Origin of the sequence: Thioalkalicoccus limnaeus (assembly GCF_041197575.1) — a bacterium.
GTDB classification, from domain to species: domain Bacteria; phylum Pseudomonadota; class Gammaproteobacteria; order Chromatiales; family Chromatiaceae; genus Thioalkalicoccus; species Thioalkalicoccus limnaeus.
Genome location: NZ_JBDKXB010000023.1, coordinates 24,504 through 48,056 on the forward strand (window position 1 = coordinate 24,504; position 23,553 = coordinate 48,056).

Below are 23,553 nucleotides of genomic sequence, written 5' to 3' on the forward strand. Positions count from 1 at the left end.
GCGAGGCATCGCATGACGCAGGCTGACCGCATCGGCTCGTCCGCTCCCTCCGAGCCAACCCGTGGCGCGCGCTACTACGCCGGGTTGACGCATGCCTCGATCCGCCGCCCGATCGGGACGCTGGCGATCGCGTCGGTGGTACTGGTGCTCGGCCTGTTTTTCGTCGACCGGCTGCCGGTCAACCTGCTGCCGCAGGTCGAGTTCCCGTACGTGACGGTGACGGTCAATTACCCCGGCGTCGCGCCAGAGGTCATGGAGGAACAGGTCACCCGGGTCCTCGAGCGCAATCTGGCCTCGGTCGAAAACCTGAGTCGCCTGTCGAGTCGGGCCTCCGAGGGTCGGACCAACGTCAATCTGATCTTCGAGCACGGCGTCGATCTCGATATCGCGATGCAGAATGCGGCGCGCTTGCTGGAGACCGCGCGCCAGCAGTTGCCGAGCGACATCGAGCCGCCGCGGCTGCGCAAGTGGGATCCGGGCGAATGGGCGGTCTGGCGCGCCGGTTTCTCGTCGCCGACGCGCCCGCCGCGCGAGGTGCGCGACTGGGTCGAGCAGCGCCTGGTGCCCCAGTTGCAGTCGATCAGCGGGGTCGCGGCGGTCGAGGCGACCGGCGGCCAGGTCCGCGAGATCGAGGTCGTCCTGGATCAACAGCGGCTGCGGTCCTATGGGCTGACGCTGCGCGATGTCGCCGATCAACTGCGTGACGAGAACGTGAACCTGGCCGCCGGCCACATCACATCGCCACGCTTCGACGTGATGGCCCGCACCGACGGGCGTTTCACGAGCCCCGCGGAGATCGAGGACCTGCTGTTGACGGTGCCGGACAGCGCGCGCCGGATCCGCTTGAGCGAGGTCGCCGAGATCCGCGACGGCTTCCGCGAGCAGCGCCTGTTCGTGCGGCTGAATGGGGTACCGGCGACCCAGTTGTCGATCTTCAAGCTGCCCGATGCGAATGTCGTCGCCGTCGTCGATGCGGTCAACCAGCGCATCGCGCAACTGGAGCGTTCGGGGTTCATCCCCGCTGACATCCATTGGCAGGTCACCCGCGACGGCTCGGTTTTCGTGCGTGGGTCGGTCGAGGCCGTCGCGACGGCCGCGATCCTCGGCGCCGTCCTCGCGATGCTGGTCGTGCTGGCCTTCCTCGGCTCCTTGCGCAAGAGCTTCGTCATCGGCCTGTCGATCCCGCTGGCCGTGCTCTTCACCTTCGTGCTGATGGGGTTCGGTGGCTTGACGTTGAACGTGATCAGCCTCGGGGGTCTGGCGCTCGGCGTCGGTTTGCTGCTCGACAATGCGATCGTCATGCTCGAGAACGTCTCGCGCCACCAGGAGCGGCTCGCGAAGTCGTCGCGCGACGCGGCCCATGACGGGGCCGACGAGGTGATCTCGGCGATCACCGCCGGCACCCTGACGAACCTGGCCGCGGTGGCGCCCTTCCTGTTGATCACCGGGATGGCGGCGCTGGTCTTCCGCGAGCTGATCCTGACTATCTCGTTCGCGGTCATGGCCTCGCTGGCCGTGGCCCTGACGCTGGTGCCGATGCTGGCGGCCCAGTTGGGGCGGGTGCGCTTTCGCTCCGGATTGGATCGCAGTCGGCCGTATCGCTGGTTCGATCGCGGTGTCGACCGGCTGGTGCGGGGTTACCGTGGGCTGCTTGCGCGGCTGTTACGTTGGCGCTGGGCTGTGCTGCTGGTGTCCGCGGCGTTCTTCGTCGCCAGCCTGGTCGGTTTCGAGCGTTTGGGCAGCGAGTTCTTGCCGCAACTCGACGATGGTCAGGTCGGGGTGCGCATCTCGTTGCCGCCGGGGACCCCACCGGACGAAACCGATCGCGCCGCGCGGCTGGTCGAGGCCGCGTTGCGCGATATGCCCCATGTCACAAGCGTGTTCGCGCTCGTCGGTGGGCACCTGCACGGCGGCGTGATCTCGGAGCGCCCCGGCACCGCGCGGATGGATGTTGCGCTGGTGCCGGCCAGCGAGCGGCCGGACAGCCCAGCCGGTCTGTGGGTCGCCGAGGCCCAGCGCCGCCTGCGCGATCTTCAGATCCCGAACGCCCGGATCTGGGTTCAGCCCCCGCGGATCCCGGGCCTGACGCTCGGCCCGACCGCGGCCGACATGGACGTCACGATCGTCGGCGAGGACCTGATCCGGCTCGATGAGCTGGCGCGCGAGATCGTCGATCGCCTGGAAGGGGTCGTGGGCCTCGAAGACCTCGAGGTCGCGCGCGAGGATCGCACGCCGCTGTTGAGCGTCGATGTCGATCGCGAGCGGGCCGCGGCGCTGGGGCTCAATGTCAGCGAGATCGGACGCGCCCTGCGCGACGCGGTGACCGGCTACATCCCGACACGCTATGCGACCGGGGTGGCCGAGTACGATGTGCGGGTCCGCCTGCCGCGCGAGGCCACCGGCGACGAGCAGGCGCTGGGGCAGGTGATCCTGTCGGCCGCCGGTGGCCGCCTGATCCATCTCAGCGACGTCGCGGCCTTTCGGCTCGGCGAAGGGCCGGCCCACATCGAGCGCGAAAATCAGGTGCGTGTGCAGCGGATCACCGGGAACTTCAACACGGCGCTGGCCGATGCCGGTCAGATCATGACCGAGATCCGTGCCCGGATCGGCGACATGAGGCTCCCGGACCAGTACGGGCTGATCTTCGGCGGCCAGTTCGAGACCGTCGAGGAGACGCGCAGCGAGATGACGATCGCGGTGCTGCTCGCGCTCTTTCTGGTCTTCGTCGTGCTGGCGGTCCAGTACGAGCGGTTGTCGAATCCGCTGGTCATCATGGCCGCTGCGCCGCTATGCCTGATCGGTGTCGTGACCCTGCTCTGGGCGACCGATACGCCGCTGTCGGCGCCGGCCTTCCTCGGTGTCATCCTGTTGATCGGCATCGTCGTCAACAACGCGATCCTGCTCGTCGAATACATCGAGCGCGGCCGCCGGCGCGGCCTGGACACCGCGACCGCGATCGTCGAGGCCGGTGGCATCCGGCTGCGGCCGATCCTGATGACGACGCTGACGACGGTGGCCGGCATGATTCCGCTCGCGTTGGGGATGGGGTCCGGCGCGAACCTGATGCAGCCGCTCGCAATCGCCGTCATCGGCGGGCTGCTGACGGCGATGTTGCTGACCCTGTTCCTGATCCCCTGCCTGTACCTGATGGTTCAGAACGCGAGTGAGCGCCTGAAGGCCCTGCTATTTGGCGAACCGGGGCGACCTGAAGACACCTTGAAGGCCGCGAACCCTCGATGACACCGAGTGGCTCTAGGTCGGTGCCCGGCGGGCATCGGCCGTTGGCCACCGAACGCGGGTTGCGGGGGTTGCGGCGAGGGGCCGACGAATGGAAGGAGATCCGATGCGATGTCACGATTCCAACTCATCCAATCGATCCAGGAAGGCCAAGACCTGCTCTCGGACCATGCGCAGGGTCGTCTCGAAGCGCGAGGCTACGAGTTGCTCGCGCTCCCAATCCAGCTCGAACGAGTAGGCATTGCGAAAGACATGACGAAAGCCGCGAAAATCCTGCAACAGGCGGTACAGTTCGTCGTCGATGACCGCCGGGCGGTAGCCCTCGACATCTAGTTTCATGCGGCGAAGCAAGTCGGCATGCCAGGTGTCCATGCCGATGTCGTTCTCGAAAAAGGCCGCGATGCGCCGAAACATGTTCTCGCAGCCGTTGTAGAAATTGTGCAGTAAGTAACCGATGGCGCCTCGGTCGTACACCGAGACCTCCGTGGGCGGCAGATCAAGCTTTTCACGAACCGTAGCGAAGACGTGCGCCAAGGCTTCGAGCTTGGCCAACTCGTCTTTGATGTCGGCGCGCAGCAGCTCGACCTTAGCCTTATGCCGCATAGATCAGCTTGCCGCGCTCGATGGCCTTGGACACGAACTGGGCGTCATCGGACTCGGTGTGCAGGTCGATCGAGCGTTCGAGCGCGTCCTCCAAATCACGGCGCAACGCCCAGTAGTCGGCCGGATCCGTTCCCAATACGACCAAATCGATGTCCGAGCGAGCGTGTGCTCGACCCTCGACCAATGAGCCGAATGCGATGGCGCGGGTCGCGTGATAGCGACGGAAAATGGCGGCACCCTCACGTTCCACCCGATCCAACAAGTGCTCGGACAGCCCCGCGGACTCCTGCCTTCGCTCGGCCCATCGCGCCTTGAGCCGACTGTAATCGAACGGATCCGCGGTCGCTGTCGCACCTTGCGCGACGGGATCTGATGGTGGCGAGTTCGAGTGTGCCATGTGCCTTCAAAGCGGGTTGGCGTGCGCGTTGGTCGCGAATGTCGAATCGATCCGGATACCGGCAGCCGAGCCGTCGCGGCGTCACTCGGCCCGGTTTTCTGTTGGCCGTCGTGCTCGCTGCGGCGGCTGCGGCCCCGGCCGCGCCTGTGGTGTCGGCGGTCGCCTTCATCAGCCCGACGGCCGTCACGCGACAGTGCGATTCTAGAGGAAAAAGGACACCGACCAAACCGCCGAGTTCCACCCTGGATCGGCCTCGGATGGCCCGGATCGTGCGGAAACGGGAGCTTTGCGGTGCCGCTCTGACCGGGTTCGGATCCTCCGTGTCTGGAGGATGCCCTGCGATCCGGCCGCACGGCGCCTTCGGCCTGCGATGCGGCGCTAGGATCAGTTATCCTGGACAGCGTCCATCCCCCGAGCGGAGCGACCGGATGAAATTCCCCTATGGCTTGAGCGATTTCGGCACCCTGATCGGCGAGGGGTATTGGTATCAGGACCGCAGCGATCGCCTCGCGGCGATCGAGGAGGCGGGGCGGCAGCTCATCTTCCTGCGCCCGCGCCGCTTCGGGAAAAGCCTGCTGCTGTCGATGCTGGAGCATTACTACGATCTGAACCGGGCCGGGCAGTTTCAGGCCCTGTTCGGCGGCCTCGCCGTCGGCCGCAAGCCGACCCCATTGCGCAACGCCTATTTCGTCATGAAGTGGGATTTTTCGCTGGTCCCGGCGCATGGCGAGATCGCCGACATCGAGGCGGCATTGCATCAGCATCTGAACGACTGCGTCTCCGACTTCGCCCAGCGCTATTGCGACCGGCTGCCCGGTCCCATCGCGATCCAGGAGGGCAATGCGCTGTCTTCCTGGCGCGCCGTCCTGACAGCGGTCTCGCAGACCCCGCACAAGCTCTATCTGCTGATCGACGAATACGACAACTTCGCCAACGAGGTCTTGATGGCCGATCGCGACGGCGGTCGCGAGCGTTATCAGACGCTGCTCTATGGCGAGGGCCTGCTCAAGACCGTCTTCAAGGCGGTCAAGGCTGCCGCGGGCGGGATGGGGCTCGATCGGGTCTTCATCACCGGCGTCTCGCCGGTCGTGCTGAGCGACATGACCAGCGGTTACAACGTTGGCAAGAACATCTATCTCGAGGCCGATTTCAATGATCTGTGCGGCTTCACCGAGGCCGAGGTCGGCGCGGCGCTGGCGCAGCTCGCGGTCGAGGGCGGCGGCTGGTCGGCGGCCGAGGCGCTGGCAACGATGCGGACCTTCTATAACGGCTATTGCTTCAGCGAGGACGCCGCCGAGACCCTCTACAACCCGACGCTGAGCCTCTATTTCCTCGACGCGCTGCGTCGTCGCGGCCGCTATCCCCGGCAGATGCTCGACGAGAACCTGGCGATGGATCGCGGCAAGCTGATATACATCGCGGGCCTCCCGCACGGCGAGGCGCTGTTGATCGCGGCGCTGAGCGGCGATGACCGCGTCGTGATTCCGCAGCTGGCCGGACGCTTCGGGGTCGCCGACGTGCTGGCGGCGGTCAAGGACGAGCCCTTCATGGCCTCGCTGCTGTACTTCTTCGGTGTCCTGACCCTGGCCGGGCTGACCTCGTTCAACGAATGCGTGCTGCGCATCCCCAATCTGGTTGCCCGCGGGCTCTACGTCGAGCGCCTGCGCGAGCGCTGGCTGCCGCCGACCGGCCTGGACCGGGCGCTTGCCCCGGCGATTCGCCGGCTCGGTCAGCAAGGCGATCTCGCGCCGCTGGCCGATCTGATCGAACAGGGCTATTTCCGGGTGCTGTCCAATCGCGATTACCGCTGGACCAACGAGCTCTTGGTCAAGTTCGCCTTCCTGACGCTTTTGTTCGACGACCGACTCTACATGGTCGTGTCCGAGCTCGAGACCGACCGCGGCTATGCCGATCTGGCGTTGATCGTACGCCCCGACATGCGGCGGTTCGAGGCCTTGGACCTGTTGCTCGAATTCAAGTACTTGGGGCTGAAGGAATCGGGCCTGACCGGCGAGCAGGTGCGCAACCAATCGCGCGAGGCGCTCGCCGCGCGGCCAGAGGTGGCGGCGAAGCTCGACGAGGCTGCGGCGCAAGCGGCAGACTACGGCGCGACCCTGCGGAAACGCCATGGGCTCAAAGAGCTGCGCGCCTTCGCCGTGGTCGCCCTCGGGGTCGAACGGCTGGTGTGGCGGGCGCTGTGAGCGAGCGTGGATCCGCGAATCCTTGGCGCCACTCCCGACTGCTTTGGTATGGATCCATGACCGTCGCGAAGAGGGCAATCGGCCGGGTTCGCGTCGGCGGGTCCCGTCGCCCGGCACCCACGCGGTCGGTTCGCCGTTCCCATCATAGGTTTTTCGACCGATGACCACCGATAGAATGCGGGTTCAGTACCGGGTCACCGGCGCCGGTCGCGCGATCGCCGCGCGCGCCGCGGCGCTCGCCGTCGAGCAGAGCATCGAGATGCCGGTCGCGGCCGTGCGCAATGCCCGGGTCCGCGACGAGGTCGTTGGGCGCGTCGAAGGGATCCTCGACGAGGGCGGGGACGTCCATCGCGTCACGATCAGCCTGGCGGTCGAGACGACGGGCGGCGAGGCTGGCCAATTGCTGAACATGCTGTTCGGCAACAGCTCGCTGCATCCGGATCTCAGGCTCGTCGATTTCGATCTGCCCGATACGGCCGCGGCGGCCTTCGGCGGTCCGCGTTTCGGCATTGGCGGCTGGCGGGCGGCCTTGGGGATCGGGCGTCGTCCGCTGACGTGCAGCGCTTTGAAGCCCCAGGGGTGCGAGGCGGCCGAGTTGGCCGCGCTGGCCGGTCAGCTCGCCTCGGCCGGGATCGATCTGATCAAGGACGACCATGGCCTCGCCGATCAGGCGAGCGCGCCGTTCGCGCGCCGGGTCGCGGCGGTACAGCGGGCGGTCGATGATGCCAATCGTGCCACCGGCCGCGGCTGTCTGTACGCTCCGGCGCTGAATGGTGGTTCGCGGCGCATCCAGGAGCAGCTCGGTGTCCTGCGTGACGAGGGCGTCGGCGCGGTCTTGGTTGCGCCGATGATCGCCGGTCTCGGGACCTTGCAGGAGCTCGCGTCGGAGGGGCGGCCCATCCTTGCGCATCCGGCGCTCGCCGGGCATGGCGCGATCGCCGCGCCGCTGTTGCTCGGCAAGCTGTTTCGGCTGGCCGGTGCCGATGCCGTGATCTACCCGCACTCCGGGGGACGCTTCGGCTTCAGCGCCGACTTGTGCCGGAGCATTGCCGATGCCGCGCGCGGGCCCTGGTGTGGGTTGGCGCCGACGCTGCCGGTGCCGGCCGGTGGTATGCACCCGGATCGGGTCGAGGAACTGGTCGCGGGCTATGGCCCGGACCTGATGCTGCTGATCGGCGGCGCCTTGCTCGAGGCCGATGATGTCCGTCGCGCCGCGCGCGCTTTCGTCACGCGGGTCGCCGCGTTGGAGACCGACCGATGAACGATACTCCGATCATCCGCCGGGCGCGCCCCGGCTTCACCTGGGAGGCCGTCGAGCCGTTGGTCTACAAACCCCAGGGCAGTGCCCCGTTTCGCGACATCACCCGGCAGGTCCTGTTTCGGCGCGCCGATCTGGCCTGCGAGCTGCGGTATTTCGAGATCGCGCCCGGTGGTTATTCGACGCTCGAACGGCATGAGCACGAGCACGGCGTCATGGTCCTGAACGGCCGCGGTCGGGTTTTGGTGCGCGACGCGCTGTATCGGGTTGCCGCGCAGGACCTAGTCCTGATCCCGACACGAGCCTGGCATCAGTTCCGCGCCGATGAGGACAGCCCGTTGGGCTTCCTGTGCCTGGTCAACGTCGAGCGTGACCGGCCGCAATTGCCCACGGCCGAGGATCTCGCCGAGCTGCGGCGTGACGAGGCGATCGCGCGCTTCATTCGGCCCTGATGTCATGCCCGTGGCGAGTCGCTCCCAGGGATTAAAGAATCAAAGGATCAAAGGATCAAAGGATCAAAGGAGCCACGGAAGAGCACGGAAGAGCACGGAAACTCGCGGACCGAATCAGCCATGTCTCGACCTATCCGTTACTTGGTCTTTATCTTCGGGTCTTTCCGCGTCCATCCGTGTGCATCCGTGGCTCTTTTTTCACGCTGCCCGGCCTCCATCGGGCCTGTTCCGGTTTCCACGATGCCGCCCCGTTCCGATCGACGATAGCCTCTTGGTCGGCGTTCGGTCGGGGCGGCACCACATGATATGATCCGCGCCTATGCTGACCTACCCGAACATCGATCCCGTCGCCTTGGCCCTCGGGCCGATCCAGATCCACTGGTACGGCCTGATGTATCTGGTCGGCTTCGCTGCGGCCTGGTTGCTCGGCCGCTGGCGCGCGGCGCAGCCGGACTCGGTGATGACGAAGGCCATGGTCGACGATCTGGTCTTCTACGGCGTGATCGGTACCATCGTCGGCGGGCGACTCGGCTACATGCTCTTCTACGGCTGGGATGCGATCCTCGAGGACCCGCTGGCGCTGCTGCGCGTCTGGGAAGGCGGCATGTCCTTCCACGGTGGCCTGCTGGGGGTCCTGCTCGCGATCTGGCTTTTCGGCCGGCGGTATGGTATCGAGTTCTTCCGGGTCGCCGATTTCGCGGCACCGCTGGTGCCCCTTGGCCTGATGGCTGGCCGGATCGGCAACTTCATCAATGGCGAGCTCTGGGGTCATCGCACCGACCTGCCGTGGGGGATGGCCTTGCCATGCGAGCGCTTCGCGGCGCAGTGCCGGGATCTGCCTTTGGGCACGGAATGGAGTCTTCCGGTACATGCCTCGCAACTGTACCAGGCAGCCCTCGAGGGGTTGGCCCTGTTCCTGATCCTCTGGTTCTTCTCGCGCCGCCCGCGGCCGATGATGGCGGTCTCCGGTCTCTTCCTGGTCGGCTATGGCGTCTTCCGATTCACGGTCGAGTTCGTCCGCCTGCCCGATGCGCACATCGGATATCTCGCCTTCGATTGGCTGACGATGGGCCAACTCTTGACGCTGCCGATGATCCTTGCCGGTTTGGTTATGTTGGGCCTCGCGTATCGGCGCAAGCCGACAGCCGCGTGATGGACCGATACGACGGATCGGGGATCCCATCCGGGCCATTGACCGTCGCGCCCGCCTGATCTCGGGTAGCAAGCTGCCGATGGGTGGCGAGGCCGAACGGTTCGGTCCTTGCAACCCGTCGCCACGCCGTTATCATGCCGGTTTGGTGTCGTTTTACGAGGCAACCGATGACGGCTCAGGTACTCGACGGAAAGGCGATCGCGGCGGATATTCGCCAATCGCTCCAGGCTCGCATCAGTTCGATGGTCGCCAACGGCGAAAGGCCGCCTGGGCTGGCCGTGGTCCTGGTCGGCGAGGATCCCGCCTCGCAGGTCTACGTCCGCAACAAGGCGCGAGCCTGCCAGGAGGTCGGATTCTATTCCGAGGTCCATCGGTTGGCACGGGAGACGGCACAACCGGACCTGCTCGCGTTGGTCGATCGCCTCAATGCCGATCCGCGCATCGACGGGATCCTGGTGCAGCTTCCATTGCCCCCGCAGATCGATGCCGAGGCCGTGATCGAACGGATCCTGCCATCGAAGGATGTCGACGGTTTTCACCCGTATAACGTCGGGCGCCTGGCGTTGCGTTTACCACGCCTGCGGCCATGCACGCCGAAGGGCATCATGACGATGCTCGCGCGCACCGGCGTTCCGCTCGAGGGACTGGATGCCGTGATCATCGGTCAGTCGAATATCGTCGGGCGCCCGATGGCGCTCGAACTGCTGGCCGCGCGCTGCACCATCACGGTTTGCCATAGCCGCACCCGGGATCTCGCCGACAAGGCGCGCGGTGCCGACATCCTGGTCGCTGCGATCGGTCGCCCGGCATTCGTCCCGGGCGATTGGATCAAGGAAGGGGCCTTGGTCATCGACGTCGGCATCAATCGCACCGCGGATGGCGGCCTGGTCGGAGACGTCGACTTTGCCGCCTGCGCCGCGCGCGCGGCCTGGATCACGCCGGTGCCCGGTGGCGTCGGCCCGATGACCATTGCGAGCCTGCTCGAGAACACATGCGAAGCGCGGGGGTGGGCCACCAGTCCCGAGTGACCCCAGTACGGCCCGGAACACGATGACGCGCTGTCCACCCTCCCGGATCGTCCTGCGCCTTGTAGCGGCCGAGTGAGTCGAGCCGCCAGGCGGGCTAGATCACGGCCTGCCGGACCCGTGCGGAGACCCATTCGCTGACGATCACTGTGGCGAGGATCAACAGGAAGATCAGCGTCACCTGCGGCCAGGCGAGGCTGTCGACCGAGGACTTCAGTTGCAGGCCGATGCCGCCGGCGCCGACGAGTCCGAGCACCGTGGATTCGCGGATATTGATGTCCCAGCGAAAGACGCTGATGCCGACGAAGGCCGGCAGGATCTGAGGCACGATGCCGTAGTCGAGCACCTGCGCGCCGCCGGCGCCCGAGGCGCGCACGGCTTCGACCTGCCGGGTATCGATCTCCTCGATCGCCTCATAGAGCAACTTGCCGATGAAGCCGATCGAGCGCAGCGCGATGGCCAGGATCCCGGCGAGCAGTCCGGGTCCCAGGATCGCAACCAACAGCAGGGCCCAGATCAGCGAATTGACCGAGCGCGACGCGACGATGACCAGCAACGCGACCGGCCGCACCAGATAGCGGCTCGGCGTCGTGTTAGTCGCCGCGAGGAACGCAATCGGCACCGCGATCAGGATCCCCAGCAGCGTGCCGAGCGTCGCGATGTTGATGGTATCCCAAAGCGGTTTCCAGAGCTGATCCATGTAGGACCAGCGCGGCGGCACCATCCGAGAGAACAGGTCCTCGGCCTGACGCGGGGCGTCCCAGACGAAGGCCCAGATCTGGTTGCGGGTCATCGCCTCCCAACTGATGACGAACACGAGCACCAACAGGAGCCAGCCGACCCAGACGACGAGGGTTTGCACCGGGGTGCGTCGCGTCCAGATCGGGCCGTGCGGGCCGGGTCGGATCGCCATCATTGCACCTGGCGGCGGATCCAGCTCGAGGAGTACTCGGCGACCAGGACCACGGCGATGATCAGGATCAAGATGGCCGCGGCCGAGTCGTATTCGTAGCGGTCCATCGCGGTGTTCAGCGTCGCGCCGATGCCGCCTGCGCCAACGATGCCGATCACCGCGGATTCGCGGAAGTTGATATCGAGGCGATACAGCGACAGGCCGACCAATCGCGGCATCACCTGCGGCTGGATGCCGTAGTTCAGCACCTGCCACCAGGAGGCGCCGGTGGCGCGCACCGCCTCGGCCTGCGCCTCGATGATGTCCTCGATGTCCTCGGCCAACAGCTTGCCGAGAAAGCCGATCGTCGCAAAGGCCAGCGTCAGGAAGCCGGCCAGTGGGCCGAACCCGACCATCGCGACGAACAGGATCGCGACGATGATCTCTTGCAAGGCCCGCGAGACCGCGATGATCGCGCGGCAGGCCAGGTAGATCGGGGCGGGCGCGATGTTGCGCGCGGCGCCCAGTCCGATCGGCACCGAGATCAGGATGCCGACGACCGTCGCGGTCAAGGTCATCGTCAGGCTTTCGAGCAGCCCGGCGGCGATGTCGTCCCAGCGGCTAGTGAAGTCCGGTTGGGCGAAGGCGGCGACGAACCTGAGCCCGCGTTCCCAACCGTCGGCGACCCGTGCCCAGTTGACCTCGACGGCGCCCAGCCCGACGACCAGGTAGGCCAGCGCGCCGAGGTACAGGACCCAGCGCAGCCGCGGGTCGCGGATCAAGGGCGCGGGGCGCCAGCGGCGCGCGGCCGGGGTTTCGGGCACGGCGGCCATCACAGGGCCCGCACGAGCTCGTCGCGCGTCAACGCCGCCGCGGTGGCCTCGCGCGGTCCGCTCGGGTGGGCCTCGCCCCCCCAATCCTCTTCGCCGTAGATGCGGGTCAGGATCGCCGGCGTCAGCCCGTCGGGTGCGCCATCGTAGACGATGCGGCCGGCCTTCAGGCCGATGATCCGGCCCACGAACTGCCGTGCTAGCGCCACATCATGGATGTTGACGATCGCCGCCAGACCGCGCTCGGTGCAGACCTCGCGCAACAGCCGCATGATCTGGCGCGAGGTCTTCGGATCCAGGCTCGCGGTCGGTTCGTCGACCAGCAGGAGATCCGGATTCTGGGCCAGCGCGCGGGCGATCCCGACCCGTTGGCGCTGGCCGCCGGACAAGGCGTCGGCGCGTTTATCGGCGTGCTCGATCAGGCCGACCCGGTCGAGCAGTGCGAAGGCCGCGTCGATGTCGGTCTGCGGGAAACGCCGCAGAAAGCTGCGCCAGAAGGGGACATAGCCGAGCCGGCCAGTCAGCACGTTTTCCATCACCGACAGCCGTTCGACCAGCGCGAATTCCTGGAAGATCATGCCCATGCACCGCCGCGCGCGACGCAGCGCGCGACCGCGCATCGCGGTGATCTCGCGCTTGCCGAGAAAGACCCGGCCGGAGGTCGGCTCGACGAGCCGGTTGACGCAGCGGATCAGCGTCGATTTGCCGGCGCCGGAGGGTCCGATCAGCCCGACGATCTGCCCGGCCGGGATCTCGAGCGAGACCTCGGTCAGGGCCAGATCGCCGGTGCGATAGCGCTTCGTCAGCGTCTCCAGACGCAACAGCATCGCGCGATCTTCCCGTCGTGCTCGGGACCTGCTGCGGTTCAGCGGCAGTCGTAGGAGACGCCCATCGCGGCATCGATCTGTCGGACGACCTCCCAGTGCTCCTTGTAGGTAATCGGGATGAACTGGGCCTCGCCGGACTCGGCGAATTCGCGCGCGAGCTCGGAGCCTTCCCAGTCGAACGTGAAGAAGGCTTCCTTGACCTTGTCGGCCAGTTCCGGCTTCAGGTTGTAGACATGGCCGTAACCGGTGGTCGGGAAGGTCTGGGAGCGATAGAGGCTGACGATCTGCTCCGGTTGCACGACGCCGCGGGCCATCATGCGCCGCATGACCGAGTTGGCGATCGCCGCGGCCGGGTAGTCGCGGTTCGCGACGCCGATGATCGAGTTGTCATGCTTGCCGGAGAAGACCGGCGCGTAATCGCGCTCGGCCTCCAACCCGTACTCGGCGGCCAACAGCGCCGACGGGGCCTTGTAGCCGCTGTTCGAGGTCGGCGCCGTGAAGGCCAGTCGCTGGCCAGCAATGTCGGCGATCTCGTCGATCCCGCTCCCGGGATAGGTGATGATCTCCATCTCGTAGCCGTAGCTGCCGTCGGCCGCGGCCATCATCGCGAAGGGGACGAAGCCGGCGCAATTGACTGCAAGCGGATTCGAGCCGGTGTTGAAGCCAGCCACATGCAGGCGTCCGGCGCGCATCGCCTCGAGTTGCGCTGCATTCGATTGCACTGGGAAGAACTGGACCCGTTTGCCGGTCGTCTGCTCCATGTGGGCGAGAAAGCCGTCCCAGACCTTGGCGTAGACGGACGGGTCCTCGACCGGCGTATAGGCGAAGACCAGCACCGGCGGATCGACCCAATCCTTCGGATCGGTCGGGGCATCGGCCACCAGATCCCCGTCGGCGTCGGTATAGCGTGGATCCATGGCCAAGAGGGGTCCAGTGACCAGCATGGCGAGCCAAGCGGCCATGCCGAGAAGCTGGTAGCGCGCTGCAGCGAATGTCATCGGGGCGACCTCGAGCATTCAAAATGGACTGGGATCGCCGATGATAGACACTGAATTTTACGGTTTCTTGAAGGATTCGCCGGTTGCGGTCGCCGCGCCGGGTTCGGCCGCCAGCACATTGTCTTGCAGGTGGGCGCTGCCGTTGATGCCCCCGGGGCCTTTCAGATGGGTCGCCTTGCTCCATTTCCATGCCCCTCGGACGAAGAAGGCTAGCGAGAGAACCGCTAGGACGGCGATCAGGATCAATGCAGTCTCGGTGCTCATGGTGTCTCCTCGATGACCCAATGACTCAAGGCGTTTAGCATAGACGCCTGCCCAGCGAAAGTCAGCCCCCCGCGCGGGCTGTCGGCATCAGCGCCTTGCTGTCGTCGCGATCCGCGTCACCCCGTCCGGAGAGGCAGGCCCAAGGCATCGCGGACGGCCGGGACCAGTCGGGCACGAATCTCGTCGCGGACCGCGATGAAGGACTCGAGCGGTTCACCGTGCGGGTCGCGGAAGGGTAGATGGATCCTCGGGACGGGGCGCGGGAAGATCGGGCAGTTTTCTTTGGCGTTGTCACAGACGGTCACGACCAGATCGAAGGGTTCGTCGAGCACCGCGTCGATATCCTTCGGCAAGAGTCCATCGGCCGGCAGCCCGGCCTGCCTCAGCGCGTCGATCGCGCCGTCCGCGACCTTGGGCTGCGGTCGGGTGCCGGCGGACAGCGCACGGACGCAGCCGGCCAGGTCGTGGTTGAGGATCGCCTCCGCCATCTGCGAGCGGCACGAATTGCCGGTGCAGAGCACCAGGACGGTCTTGACTGGATCGGTCATCTCGAGCTCCTTGCGACAGGGGGTGGGGGCGCCATAATATTCGCTTTGCCATATACAGTCCATCTCCGGGAGTCCAGGTTCGGTTCGCGGCCTTTATCGCCCGTTCACCTGCGGGCTCCAGCGCGCGTTGGCTAGCCAGGCAGGGTACGCATCGCGTACCTTATTGGGACACGAGGGGTCGGGTTTTGCGGTGGGCGACCGCCGCTAGGCAGGCCGCAGCCTGCTGCCGCTGCGCCCTGATCCGGTTGCGATCCGCTTCGAGGAGACGCCGAGGAGTTTTTGGTGGACAATACGTTACAGCGTTTGCTCGATGCCGAGATGCGCGCCGAACGCATAGCGCAACAGGCCGAGGTCGAGCAGGAGCAGGCGATCCAGGCCGCGATCCGCGAGGCCCGCACCGAGGAGGAGCGGTTGATCGCCCGCATCCCGGACTTGCATCGAACCTACATCAAGAAGGCGCAGGAGCGGGCCGAACAAACGGTCGCCGAGCTCAAGCGGCGTTACGACGAGCGCCACGTCCAACTGCGTGATATGGCCGAAGAGCGCGAGGACGAGGCGCTGGACGCGGCCTTTCTGATTCTGACCAATGCGGAGCTCTGAGCGGCGGGCCGGCATCGGTTGAACGCCGGATCGCTGGGGCCGTTTCAGTATGTCCGATACCTCGCGTCAGGCCTACCTCCACACCCGGGTCTCGGTGATGTCGACCCGCCTGTTCAACCCCGGTGAGTTCGATGCGCTGATGCGCTTGGATTTGGCGGGAATGGCCGAGCGGCTCGGCTTTCGCGCCTTGCTCGACGAGCAATTGTCCACGCGGGGCAAGAGCCGCGCGGTCGAGCAGACGCTGATCCAAACCCTGTTGACGGAACTGACGATCCTGACCCGGCCCATGCTGGCGCCCGAGCGTGCGTTGGTCTTGGCCTGGGGTCGACGTTACGCGCTGTTCAACCTCAAGACGCTGATCCGCGGCAAGCTCCATAATCTGACGGCGCGCGAGATCGAGGATCAGCTTTACGAACTGCCGCCTCGCCTCGGCCTCGCCGATCAGGCCTTGCTGCGCACCGAGAACGTCCTGGAACTGCTCCGTGCGCTCGAAGACGGGCCCCACGCGCCGATCGCGCGCCAGGCGCGCGAGGTCTACGAGCAGCGGCGGGAGCCCTTCGCGCTCGAGGCGGCCATCGATCAACGCTATTATGCGGGCCTCGCGCGCCATGTCATGCGGTTGCAGGATGACCATGTGGAGCCTCTGCGTGACCTGGTCGGGGCGCTACTCGATCGCGTCGATCTGATGTGGTTGTTGCGGTTCCGATTCACCTACCGCTTGTCGCCGTCGGAGACCTTCTTCTGGCTGGTCCCCTCGTTTCGGTTGATGCATCGCGAGCGGCTGCTCGAATTGGTGGACCTGGAATCGATCGAGCGGGTGCGCGAGGCCTTGCCAACGGCCTTGGCCGACTCGCTCGACGGTGCTGACACCCTGATCGAGCTTCAACGCCACCTGGGCGCTCACTTCGCGCGGCGCGCGCGACACATCCTGCGCCGGAGCCGCTCGGGGGTCGCCCGCGCACTGGCCTACCTGATGTTGCGGGAGATGGATCTGATGACACTGTTCGCGTTGATCCAAGGCCGTCTCCTCGGGTTGCAACCGGATCTGGTCGTCGCCGCGGTCGAGCTGTCCGAGCCCGCTTCCAACCCTGCCGGTCGGGCCGCGGCGGCCTGACGACGCTTACCGACGAAGGAGCCGGATCGAGGATGTTGACACCGCTGGCGATGAAGCATGTCCGGCTGTTGGTCCTGACCGAGGATCTGCCGCGGGCGGCCCTGACCCTGGCCGAGACCGAGAGCTTTCACCCGGACACGCGCGAACCGGGCGATCCGCGACTGTCCGGGACGCCGGGCCACGAGTATCGCGAGACCTTCCAGCAGGCACGGACGCGCCTGGCCAAGATCGGCAATCTGATCCCCCTGGTGGAGGAGGTGGATCTGACCGAGATCCGTGTCGTCGATGCCGCGGAGCTGGCCCAGGTCAACGATTGGCTGGGGCGGATCTGGCGCGAGACGTCCCGCTACGAGGAAGAGTACCGGCGCCTCGAGGACGAGGAGGGGTTCGTTGCCGAACAGCAGGCCGCGGTCGCCAACTTCGCCGAGCTGCGGGTCGATCTGCGCCTTTTGCGCAGCCATACACGATTCCTGGAGATCCACGTCGGTCTGGTCCCGCGCGAGAATCTGCGTCAGCTCCAGGGTGCGGTCGGGCTGGCTGATCACATGCTGTTCAACTATACGACGCGCGGTGAACAGGCCCACGTCGTGATCGTCGGCCCGCGCGGTCACGGCGAGACCGAGTTGGCCTCGGTTCTCAGCTCGGCCGGTTTTCAGAGCCTGCCGATCCCGCAGGAGCTCGACCGATCGCCGGACGAGATCGCCGAATCCTTGGCGCGCCGCCGCGCCGAGATCGAGATCGAGCGCCAAACCTTGGGACATCGGCTGCAAGAATGGGCCGCCAGTTTCGCCGAGCGACTGACCGAGGCCGAGCGGACCTTGCGGCTGGCCGAGCCCTTCGTGACCCTCGATCCTTCGGTGCGCAATGCCGGGCATCTCGCGTGTTTGGCCGGCTGGGTGCCAGCCCGCGCAGTCGCCGATCTCCGACGCCGGCTCGACGATAGCTTGACCCAACCCTTTCAGCTCGATAGCCGCGACCCGCTCGCGGACGAACGGCCGCTGGTCCCGTCCGTGCCGGTGCGCAGTCGCTTGCTGCAACCCTTCGCGCTGCTGGTCAAGCAATACGGCATCCCGCAGTACGGCGAGGTCGACCCGGTCCCCTTGTTCGCGGTTACCTTCCTGTTGATGTTCGGCACCATGTTCGGCGATGTCGGACAAGGCGCCGTCATCGCCATCCTCGCGTGGATCTTCCGCAAGCCACTCGGACGTCTCTACCTGTTCGGTGTCCTGGCCGGTCTGTCGTCGATGGCTTTCGGCTTCCTGTTCGGCAGCGTCTTCGGGTCAAAAGAGTTGCTGCCGGCGTTGTGGATGTCGCCGCTGAAGGATCCGATCCTGATGCTACAGCTGGCACTGGGCTGGGGCATCCTGTTCATCGTGCTGGCCTGTCTGTTGGCGATCTATAACCGGCTCGTCGTCAAGAACCTCGCCGGGGCCTTGTTCGGACACCATGGCCTGGTCAATCTCGTCTTCTACCTCGCGCTGATCTGGGGCGCCGTCAATCTCGCGACCGCCGGCGCGTTCGGCTGGTGGCCCGCGACACTCGGTCTGATGGCCCTCGGTGGCCTGGCTTGGTACAACTGGCGCCATCTGGACGCGCCCGTTGCCGAACGGGTCTTGGTCGTCTTCATCGAGACCCTCGAGACCGTGATCGGGTACGCGTCCAATACCCTGTCGTTTCTGCGGGTCGCGGCCTTCAGCCTGAATCACGTGGCGTTATCGATCGCGATCTTCACCCTCGCCGGGATGATGGGTACCTTCGGACATCTCGTGACCTTGATCCTGGGCAACATCTTCGTCATCGTGCTCGAGGGGGGCATCGTGATGATCCAGGTGATGCGTTTACAGTATTACGAGGGCTTTTCGCGGTATTTTTCGGGCAATGGCCATGAATTCGCGCCGTTGCGGTTGCGGCGCGCGGCGCCTGGCCGCTAGCCGGCGCGCCGATTTGGTTCGGCTCACCTCCCATCCTTCTCAAGGAGTGCGACATGTATTGGCTCGTTGGTCTGATGTCCTTGGCCCTCATCGGCCTGATCGTCACCGGTCTGCTGTTGGAGCTGCGCCCGGCGTACGCGCGACATCTGCAAGGCTGGTTCAAGCCGGCGATGGGGGGGCAACTGGTGGTCTTCGTGGGTGCGCTACTCGGGCTGCTCTGGTTCGGCATCGATCAGGTCATGGCGCAAACCGAGGCTGTTACCGCGGTCGGTTCGGAGATCTCGGTCGGGCTGGGGCTCGCGATCATCGGTGCTGGCATCCCGACCGGGCTGTCGACGATCGGCGCCGGCATCGCGGTCGGCCCGATCGGTGCGGCCTCGTTGGCGGCGATCACCGAGAAGCCCGAGATCCTCGGCCGAACTCTGATCTACCTGGGCCTGGCCGAGGGGATCGCGATCTACGGCTTGGTCATCAGCATCCTGCTGTTGAACCGGATCTGACGTCGGACACGAACGATGACGGCTGACAACGAGCCCGGCCGCGGGACCCGATTGCTCTTTTTCGGCGAGGACAGTCTCGCCGATGGGTTTCGGCTGATCGGCTTCGAGACCTATCCAGACCCGATCCCGGCCGATCTGGAGCGGGTCTTCCGGGATCTGCTGCGCGCACGCGAGAACGCCTTCGTGGTGATCGAGGATCGCCTGATGCAAGCCGATATCCCGATCCTGCGCCAGATCCGCCGCGAAGGCGGCCGCATCGTCTTGATGGCGATCCCGCCGCTGCGGGAACCGCCGCGGCTCGCCAGCGAGGTCGCCGATCGGCTGCGAGCCATGTTCGGCGCCTCATCGATGAAGGCACGGGAGTCCTCGTGAACCAGGTAGACGCACTCGAGCAAGCCATCCTCGCCCGCGCCGAGCGCTTGGCGACAGAGTACCGGGATCGCGCCAAGCGTGGTCGTGACAGCATCCTGCGCGAGGCCGCCGACAAGCGCCGGTTACGCGAACAGCGCGAGGAAGCCCAGGCCAAGGCGATCGGCGAGCGCACCTTCCGGCAGCAGGTGCAGGCAAGCGAACTCAAGATGCAAAGCCAGCTCGACCGGGTGCGCTGGAATCTGGTGCAGTCCGTCGAGCGCCGGCTCGCCGACCGGTGGCACCGCTTCGCCGAGGACGAGACCGCCTATCTGGCGTTGCTGCGTGAACTGATCCGCGTGGCCGCCGGCCAGATCGAGCGCGACAGCTTGCTAGTCCAGGCCAACCTGCACGACATCAAGCGTCTGCGGCTTGACTGGGAGCCGGTCGTCGCCGCGCTGCCCGGTCGCCGGGTGGTACTGAGCGAGGAGCCGATCGAGACCCTGGGTGGTGTCCTGATCGTCAGCGAGGATCGCTCGATCCGCGTCGACAACACCTTCGAAGGGCGCTTGGCGAGGCTGCGGCCGCGGATCGCGCAAACGATTCTCGAGCGCCTGCTGCCGAGCGGCCTCGATACGGGCAGCCTCTTCACCGGCTGAACGATGCTCGTCTCCGACGTCGTCGTATCGCGCCGGCGCGACCCTCGGCGACAGGGGCCTCGCCGTCGGGCTGACCAGGGCTGATTCAGGGTCTGTCGCGACGAGATCATGCGAGGACCGATGCAACCAGCGACAGCGACCGGCCGCACGCGCGTAGCCCGGCGCACGGAAGGACCATGAGCGATAGCAAAAGAACCGGTGTGATTCTCGACATCAACGGCCCCATCGTGACCATCGATCTGCCGGGCATTCGCAGCGGTGAGCAGGTCAAGATCGGGGAGCTGGGTCTGTTTGGCGAGGTCATCTCGCTGCGTGACCGACAGGCCATCGTGCAGACCTACGAATCGACCGACGGCGTGCGGCCCGGTGAGCCGGCAGTCGGTCTCGGGTGGCCGCTGTCGGTCGAATTGGGTCCTGGCCTGATGGGCAGCATCTTCGACGGCGTGCAGCGGCCGCTCGACAAGATCGCGCTGATCTCCGGCGACTATATCCGCCGCGGGATCAGCGTCGCCGCGCTCGATCGGTCGCGCCTTTGGTCGTTCACGCCCAACCCCGCGCTCGAGCCGGGCACCCGGGTCACCACCGGGCAGGTCCTGGGAACCGTGCAGGAGACCGAGACGGTCGAGCATCGGATCCTGGTGCCACCGGGCATCGAGGGCGAGATCGACGAGGTCGCGCCGGCTGGAGACTATGACGTCGAGGCGACGATCGCGCGGGTCCGCGACGGGCGCGGACAAAGTCAGCGCCTGGCCATGTTCCATCGCTGGCCGGTCCGCAAACCCCGCCCTTACGCGCAACGCGACGACAGCATCGTGCCGCTGATCACCGGCCAGCGGATCATCGACACCTTCTTCCCGCTGCTCAAGGGCGGCAAGGGGGCGGTCCCGGGTCCGTTCGGTGCCGGGAAGACGATGGTCCAGCAACAGATCGCGCGCTGGTCGAACGCCGACATCGTGATCTACGTCGGCTGTGGCGAACGGGGCAACGAGCTCGTCGACGTGCTGGAGAGTTTCCCGCAGCTCGATGACCCCTATACCGGGCGCAAGCTGATGGAACGGACGCTGCTCGTCGCGAACACCTCGAACATGCCGGTCGTGGCCCGCGAGGCCTCGATCTATGTCGGCATCACGATGGCCGAGTACTATCGTGACATGGGCTACGACGTGGTCATGCTCGCCGACTCGACGAGCCGCTGGGCCGAGGCACTGCGCGAGGTCTCCGGCCGGCTCGGCCAGATGCCGGTCGAGGAGGGCTATCCGGCCTATCTGGCGTCGCGGCTGGCGGCCGTCTACGAACGGGCCGGGCGGGTCGAGACCTTCGCGACCGGTTCGGGCTCGGTGACGCTGATCGGCGCCGTCTCGCCGCCCGGCGGCGACTTCTCGGAGCCGGTCACGAGCCATACCAAGGACATCATCGAGACCTTCTGGGCCCTGTCCAAGGAGCTTGCCGATGCCCGTCATTATCCGTCGATCGATTGGGTGACCAGTTTCTCGGGTCATGTCCAGACCGCTGCCCAATGGTGGGCCGCGGAGATCGATCGCGACTGGGAACGGGATCGCATGCGGGCGCTCGCGCTGCTGGCGCGCGATGCCGAGCTCTCGCGGATCGTCAACCTGGTCGGTCCCGAGGCCCTGTCCGATGCGCAGCGCTGGGATCTCGAAGGCGCGGCGCTGATCAAGGAAGGGGTCTTGCAGCAGAGCGCGCTCGACCCGGTCGACACCTTCTGTTCGCCGCACAAGCAGTTTGCGCTGCTCGATCTGGCCCTGGCGATCTACGACCAGGGTGCCGAGCTCGTGACCCTTGGCGTGCCGGTTCAACAGTTGCAGGCCTTGCCCTTCCTGTCGCGGGCGCGGCGCATCAAGACCCTGTACAGCAGCGAGCAGCTCGAGCAGATCCAGGCCTTTCGTGCCGAGGTCGAGCAGGCGATCGAGGGGCTGCGGCTCGAGTATGCGAAAGGGGAGGAGGCCTGATGAGCATCAAGGCGTATCGGACGGCGCACGAGGCCCGCGGCGGTCTGCTCGTGACGCGGCATGTCCCGGGGGTGGCCTTCGGTGACCGCGTCGAGATCGAGGACCATGCCGGTGGACTGCGCAATGGTCAGGTCATCCGGACCTCGAACGACGAGGTCTTGATCCTGGTGTTCGAAGGCACTGAGGATCTCGACCTCGCCGAGACCTGGGTCCGTTTCCTCGATGAACCGATCGAGATCGCCTTGTCGCCGGAGCTGCTCGGACGCGAGTTCAACGGCCTCGGCGAGCCGCGCGACGGCCGTCCGCCGATCCTCGCCAGCATCCGCCGTGCCGTCGCCGGCTCGGCGATCAATCCGGCCGCCCGGACCTACCCGCGCGAATTCATCCAGACCGGGATCTCGACGATCGACGGGCTCAACTCGCTGGTGCGCGGCCAGAAGCTGCCGATCTTCTCGGGCTCCGGCCTGCCGCATAATCGGCTTGCCGCGCAGATCGTGCGCCAAGCGCGGCTCAAGGACGAGGACACCAGCTTTTCGGTCGTCTTCGCCGCGATGGGCGTCTCCTACGCCGACGCCAAGTTCTTCCGCGACGAGTTCGCCTCCTCGGGCGTGCTGCGCAATGTCGTGATGTTCGTCAACCTGGCCGACGATCCGCCCGTCGAACGCTTGACTCTACCGCGCACGGCCCTGACCGTGGCCGAATACCTCGCCTACGATCTGGATCGCCACGTCCTGGTCGTCATGACCGACATGACCTACTACGCCGAGGCGCTGCGCGAGGTCGCGACGGCCAAGGGCGATGTGCCCGCGCGCAAGGGCTATCCGGGATATCTGTACTCGGACCTCGCCGAGATCTACGAGCGCTGCGGGCGCATCCATCAGCGGCACGGCTCGATCACGATGATGCCGGTCGTCAGCATGCCGTCGGACGACATCACGCACCCGATCCCGGACCTGACCGGCTACATCACCGAAGGCCAGATCGTGCTGTCGCGCGACCTCCACAACCAGGGCATCTACCCGCCGGTACACATCTCGCCGTCGCTGTCGCGGTTGATGAAGGACGGCATCGGCAAGGACGACACCCGCGAGGATCACCCGCGCGTCGCGGCCCAGCTCTACGCGCTCTACGCCCGGGCGCTCGAGACCCGCAACCTGGCCTCGATCATCGGCGCCGACGAACTGTCCGAGCGCGACCGCCGCTACCTGAAGTTCGCCGATGCCTTCGACAGCCGCTTCGTCGGCCAGGGCGAGACCGAGGACCGCAGCATCGAGGCGACGCTGAACCTGGCCTGGGACCTGATGTCGATGTTCCCGCGCGACACCCTGACGCGCGTCAGCGAAACGGACCTCGCCAAGTTCCACCAGGGCGAGGAATGAGAGGCGGCCCATGGATCCCGGCGGACCCTGGGCGTCGCCGGCCGGATGCGCCCGGAACGAGAGCAGAAAAACCGTGGATGACTCTTTATCTTCATGACCTGTGGGAGCGCTTTTCCGCTCGCAGGCACTATAAGGCTGCCTTCGTTGTGGATCGACTGGTGACTGAGAGCAGCTGATCACCCATTGCATCGATCAGCGATGCCGCCTGAAGGAGACCGATGGAGCCGTCGCGCGGTTTGACGGTGCCGTGTCCTGTCGAGCAGATCGACTCGCGATGGCGAGAGCAACTGGCCGCCCATCCGTCCGACATGGACCTCAAGAGCCTGTCCAACAGGCGTCTACCCCCGGAGCATGATGAGTCCGGGTG

General features: G+C 66.3%; 22 protein-coding genes. 14 read left to right on the top strand and 8 right to left on the bottom strand.

The features are described from left to right. Positions 1–12 precede the first annotated feature (12 nt). On the top strand, positions 13–3,240 hold the full coding sequence (locus tag ABC977_RS14175; protein WP_369667924.1) for an efflux RND transporter permease subunit: 3,228 nt from the start codon (positions 13–15) through the stop codon (positions 3,238–3,240). A 111-nt stretch (positions 3,241–3,351) separates the two neighbouring features. On the opposite strand, the gene ABC977_RS14180 is transcribed toward ABC977_RS14175, so the two are convergent. Together ABC977_RS14180 and ABC977_RS14185 are read right to left on the bottom strand one after the other, a co-directional pair. Then, the gene (locus ABC977_RS14180; RefSeq protein ID WP_369667925.1) at positions 3,352–3,840 is read right to left on the bottom strand and encodes a ribonuclease toxin HepT-like protein; all 489 of its coding nucleotides are present in this window, start codon (positions 3,838–3,840) and stop codon (positions 3,352–3,354) included. Continuing rightward, on the bottom strand, positions 3,830–4,237 hold the full coding sequence (locus ABC977_RS14185; protein ID WP_369667926.1) for a nucleotidyltransferase family protein: 408 nt from the start codon (positions 4,235–4,237) through the stop codon (positions 3,830–3,832). Before ABC977_RS14185 ends, ABC977_RS14180 begins: the two co-directional genes overlap by 11 nt. A gap of 428 nt (positions 4,238–4,665) precedes the next feature. Here ABC977_RS14185 and ABC977_RS14190 point away from each other — a divergent pair, with 428 nt between their 5' ends. The 5 genes from ABC977_RS14190 to folD all read left to right on the top strand — a co-directional run bounded on the left by ABC977_RS14190 (position 4,666) and on the right by folD (position 10,329). Further along, positions 4,666–6,438: an AAA family ATPase gene (locus ABC977_RS14190; RefSeq protein WP_369667927.1), complete on the top strand. Its 1,773-nt coding sequence runs from the start codon at positions 4,666–4,668 to the stop codon at positions 6,436–6,438. Between the two features lie 160 nt (positions 6,439–6,598). Next, positions 6,599–7,699, top strand: coding sequence for a RuBisCO large subunit C-terminal-like domain-containing protein (locus ABC977_RS14195; protein ID WP_369667928.1), 1,101 nt, complete (start codon positions 6,599–6,601; stop codon positions 7,697–7,699). Further along, on the top strand, positions 7,696–8,148 hold the full coding sequence (locus ABC977_RS14200) for a cupin domain-containing protein (protein ID WP_369667929.1): 453 nt from the start codon (positions 7,696–7,698) through the stop codon (positions 8,146–8,148). The genes ABC977_RS14195 and ABC977_RS14200 overlap by 4 nt, the downstream gene beginning before the upstream one ends. 319 nt (positions 8,149–8,467) lie before the next feature. Further along, entirely contained in the window at positions 8,468–9,301 is an 834-nt protein-coding gene (lgt, locus tag ABC977_RS14205; protein WP_369667930.1) for a prolipoprotein diacylglyceryl transferase, read from the top strand. 167 nt (positions 9,302–9,468) lie between these two features. Then, entirely contained in the window at positions 9,469–10,329 is an 861-nt protein-coding gene (folD, locus tag ABC977_RS14210; protein ID WP_369667931.1) for a bifunctional methylenetetrahydrofolate dehydrogenase/methenyltetrahydrofolate cyclohydrolase FolD, read from the top strand. A 94-nt stretch (positions 10,330–10,423) separates the two neighbouring features. Here folD and phnE (ABC977_RS14215) read toward each other — a convergent pair whose 3' ends face one another. From phnE (ABC977_RS14215) to ABC977_RS14240, 6 genes are all read right to left on the bottom strand, one after another. Next, entirely contained in the window at positions 10,424–11,242 is an 819-nt protein-coding gene (gene phnE, locus ABC977_RS14215) for a phosphonate ABC transporter, permease protein PhnE (RefSeq protein WP_369667932.1), read from the bottom strand. After that, entirely contained in the window at positions 11,239–12,051 is an 813-nt protein-coding gene (phnE, locus tag ABC977_RS14220) for a phosphonate ABC transporter, permease protein PhnE (protein WP_369667933.1), read from the bottom strand. The genes phnE (ABC977_RS14215) and phnE (ABC977_RS14220) overlap by 4 nt, the downstream gene beginning before the upstream one ends. Further along, positions 12,051–12,875, bottom strand: coding sequence for a phosphonate ABC transporter ATP-binding protein (phnC, locus tag ABC977_RS14225; RefSeq protein WP_369667934.1), 825 nt, complete (start codon positions 12,873–12,875; stop codon positions 12,051–12,053). Before phnC ends, phnE (ABC977_RS14220) begins: the two co-directional genes overlap by 1 nt. A 38-nt stretch (positions 12,876–12,913) precedes the next feature. Beyond that, complete coding sequence (phnD, locus tag ABC977_RS14230) at positions 12,914–13,873, bottom strand: phosphate/phosphite/phosphonate ABC transporter substrate-binding protein (protein ID WP_369667935.1); 960 nt, start codon at positions 13,871–13,873, stop codon at positions 12,914–12,916. Positions 13,874–13,930: 57 nt separating this feature from the next. Continuing rightward, a complete protein-coding gene (locus ABC977_RS14235) occupies positions 13,931–14,137 on the bottom strand; it encodes a hypothetical protein (RefSeq protein WP_369667936.1) in 207 nt (68 codons plus the stop codon). A 116-nt stretch (positions 14,138–14,253) separates the two neighbouring features. Next, positions 14,254–14,685: an arsenate reductase ArsC gene (locus ABC977_RS14240; RefSeq protein ID WP_369667937.1), complete on the bottom strand. Its 432-nt coding sequence runs from the start codon at positions 14,683–14,685 to the stop codon at positions 14,254–14,256. Positions 14,686–14,967: 282 nt separating this feature from the next. Between ABC977_RS14240 and ABC977_RS14245 the strand changes: the two genes are divergently transcribed. From ABC977_RS14245 to ABC977_RS14280, 8 genes are all read left to right on the top strand, one after another. Beyond that, positions 14,968–15,285 carry an ATPase gene (locus ABC977_RS14245; protein WP_369667938.1) on the top strand — a complete coding sequence of 106 codons (318 nt, stop codon included), beginning with the start codon at positions 14,968–14,970 and terminating at the stop codon, positions 15,283–15,285. A gap of 49 nt (positions 15,286–15,334) precedes the next feature. Further along, the gene (locus tag ABC977_RS14250) at positions 15,335–16,399 is read left to right on the top strand and encodes a V0D/AC39 family V-type ATPase subunit (RefSeq protein ID WP_369667939.1); all 1,065 of its coding nucleotides are present in this window, start codon (positions 15,335–15,337) and stop codon (positions 16,397–16,399) included. A gap of 32 nt (positions 16,400–16,431) precedes the next feature. Next, complete coding sequence (locus ABC977_RS14255; protein WP_369667940.1) at positions 16,432–18,330, top strand: V-type ATP synthase subunit I; 1,899 nt, start codon at positions 16,432–16,434, stop codon at positions 18,328–18,330. Positions 18,331–18,383: 53 nt separating this feature from the next. Beyond that, on the top strand, positions 18,384–18,830 hold the full coding sequence (locus tag ABC977_RS14260; protein ID WP_369667941.1) for an ATP synthase subunit C: 447 nt from the start codon (positions 18,384–18,386) through the stop codon (positions 18,828–18,830). A 15-nt stretch (positions 18,831–18,845) separates the two neighbouring features. Further along, positions 18,846–19,202: a V-type ATP synthase subunit F gene (locus ABC977_RS14265; RefSeq protein ID WP_369667942.1), complete on the top strand. Its 357-nt coding sequence runs from the start codon at positions 18,846–18,848 to the stop codon at positions 19,200–19,202. Then, complete coding sequence (locus ABC977_RS14270) at positions 19,199–19,837, top strand: V-type ATP synthase subunit E (protein WP_369667943.1); 639 nt, start codon at positions 19,199–19,201, stop codon at positions 19,835–19,837. The genes ABC977_RS14265 and ABC977_RS14270 overlap by 4 nt, the downstream gene beginning before the upstream one ends. 176 nt (positions 19,838–20,013) lie before the next feature. Next, a complete protein-coding gene (locus ABC977_RS14275) occupies positions 20,014–21,807 on the top strand; it encodes a V-type ATP synthase subunit A (protein ID WP_369667944.1) in 1,794 nt (597 codons plus the stop codon). After that, the gene (locus ABC977_RS14280) at positions 21,807–23,186 is read left to right on the top strand and encodes a V-type ATP synthase subunit B (RefSeq protein ID WP_369667945.1); all 1,380 of its coding nucleotides are present in this window, start codon (positions 21,807–21,809) and stop codon (positions 23,184–23,186) included. The genes ABC977_RS14275 and ABC977_RS14280 overlap by 1 nt, the downstream gene beginning before the upstream one ends. Positions 23,187–23,553 lie beyond the last annotated feature (367 nt).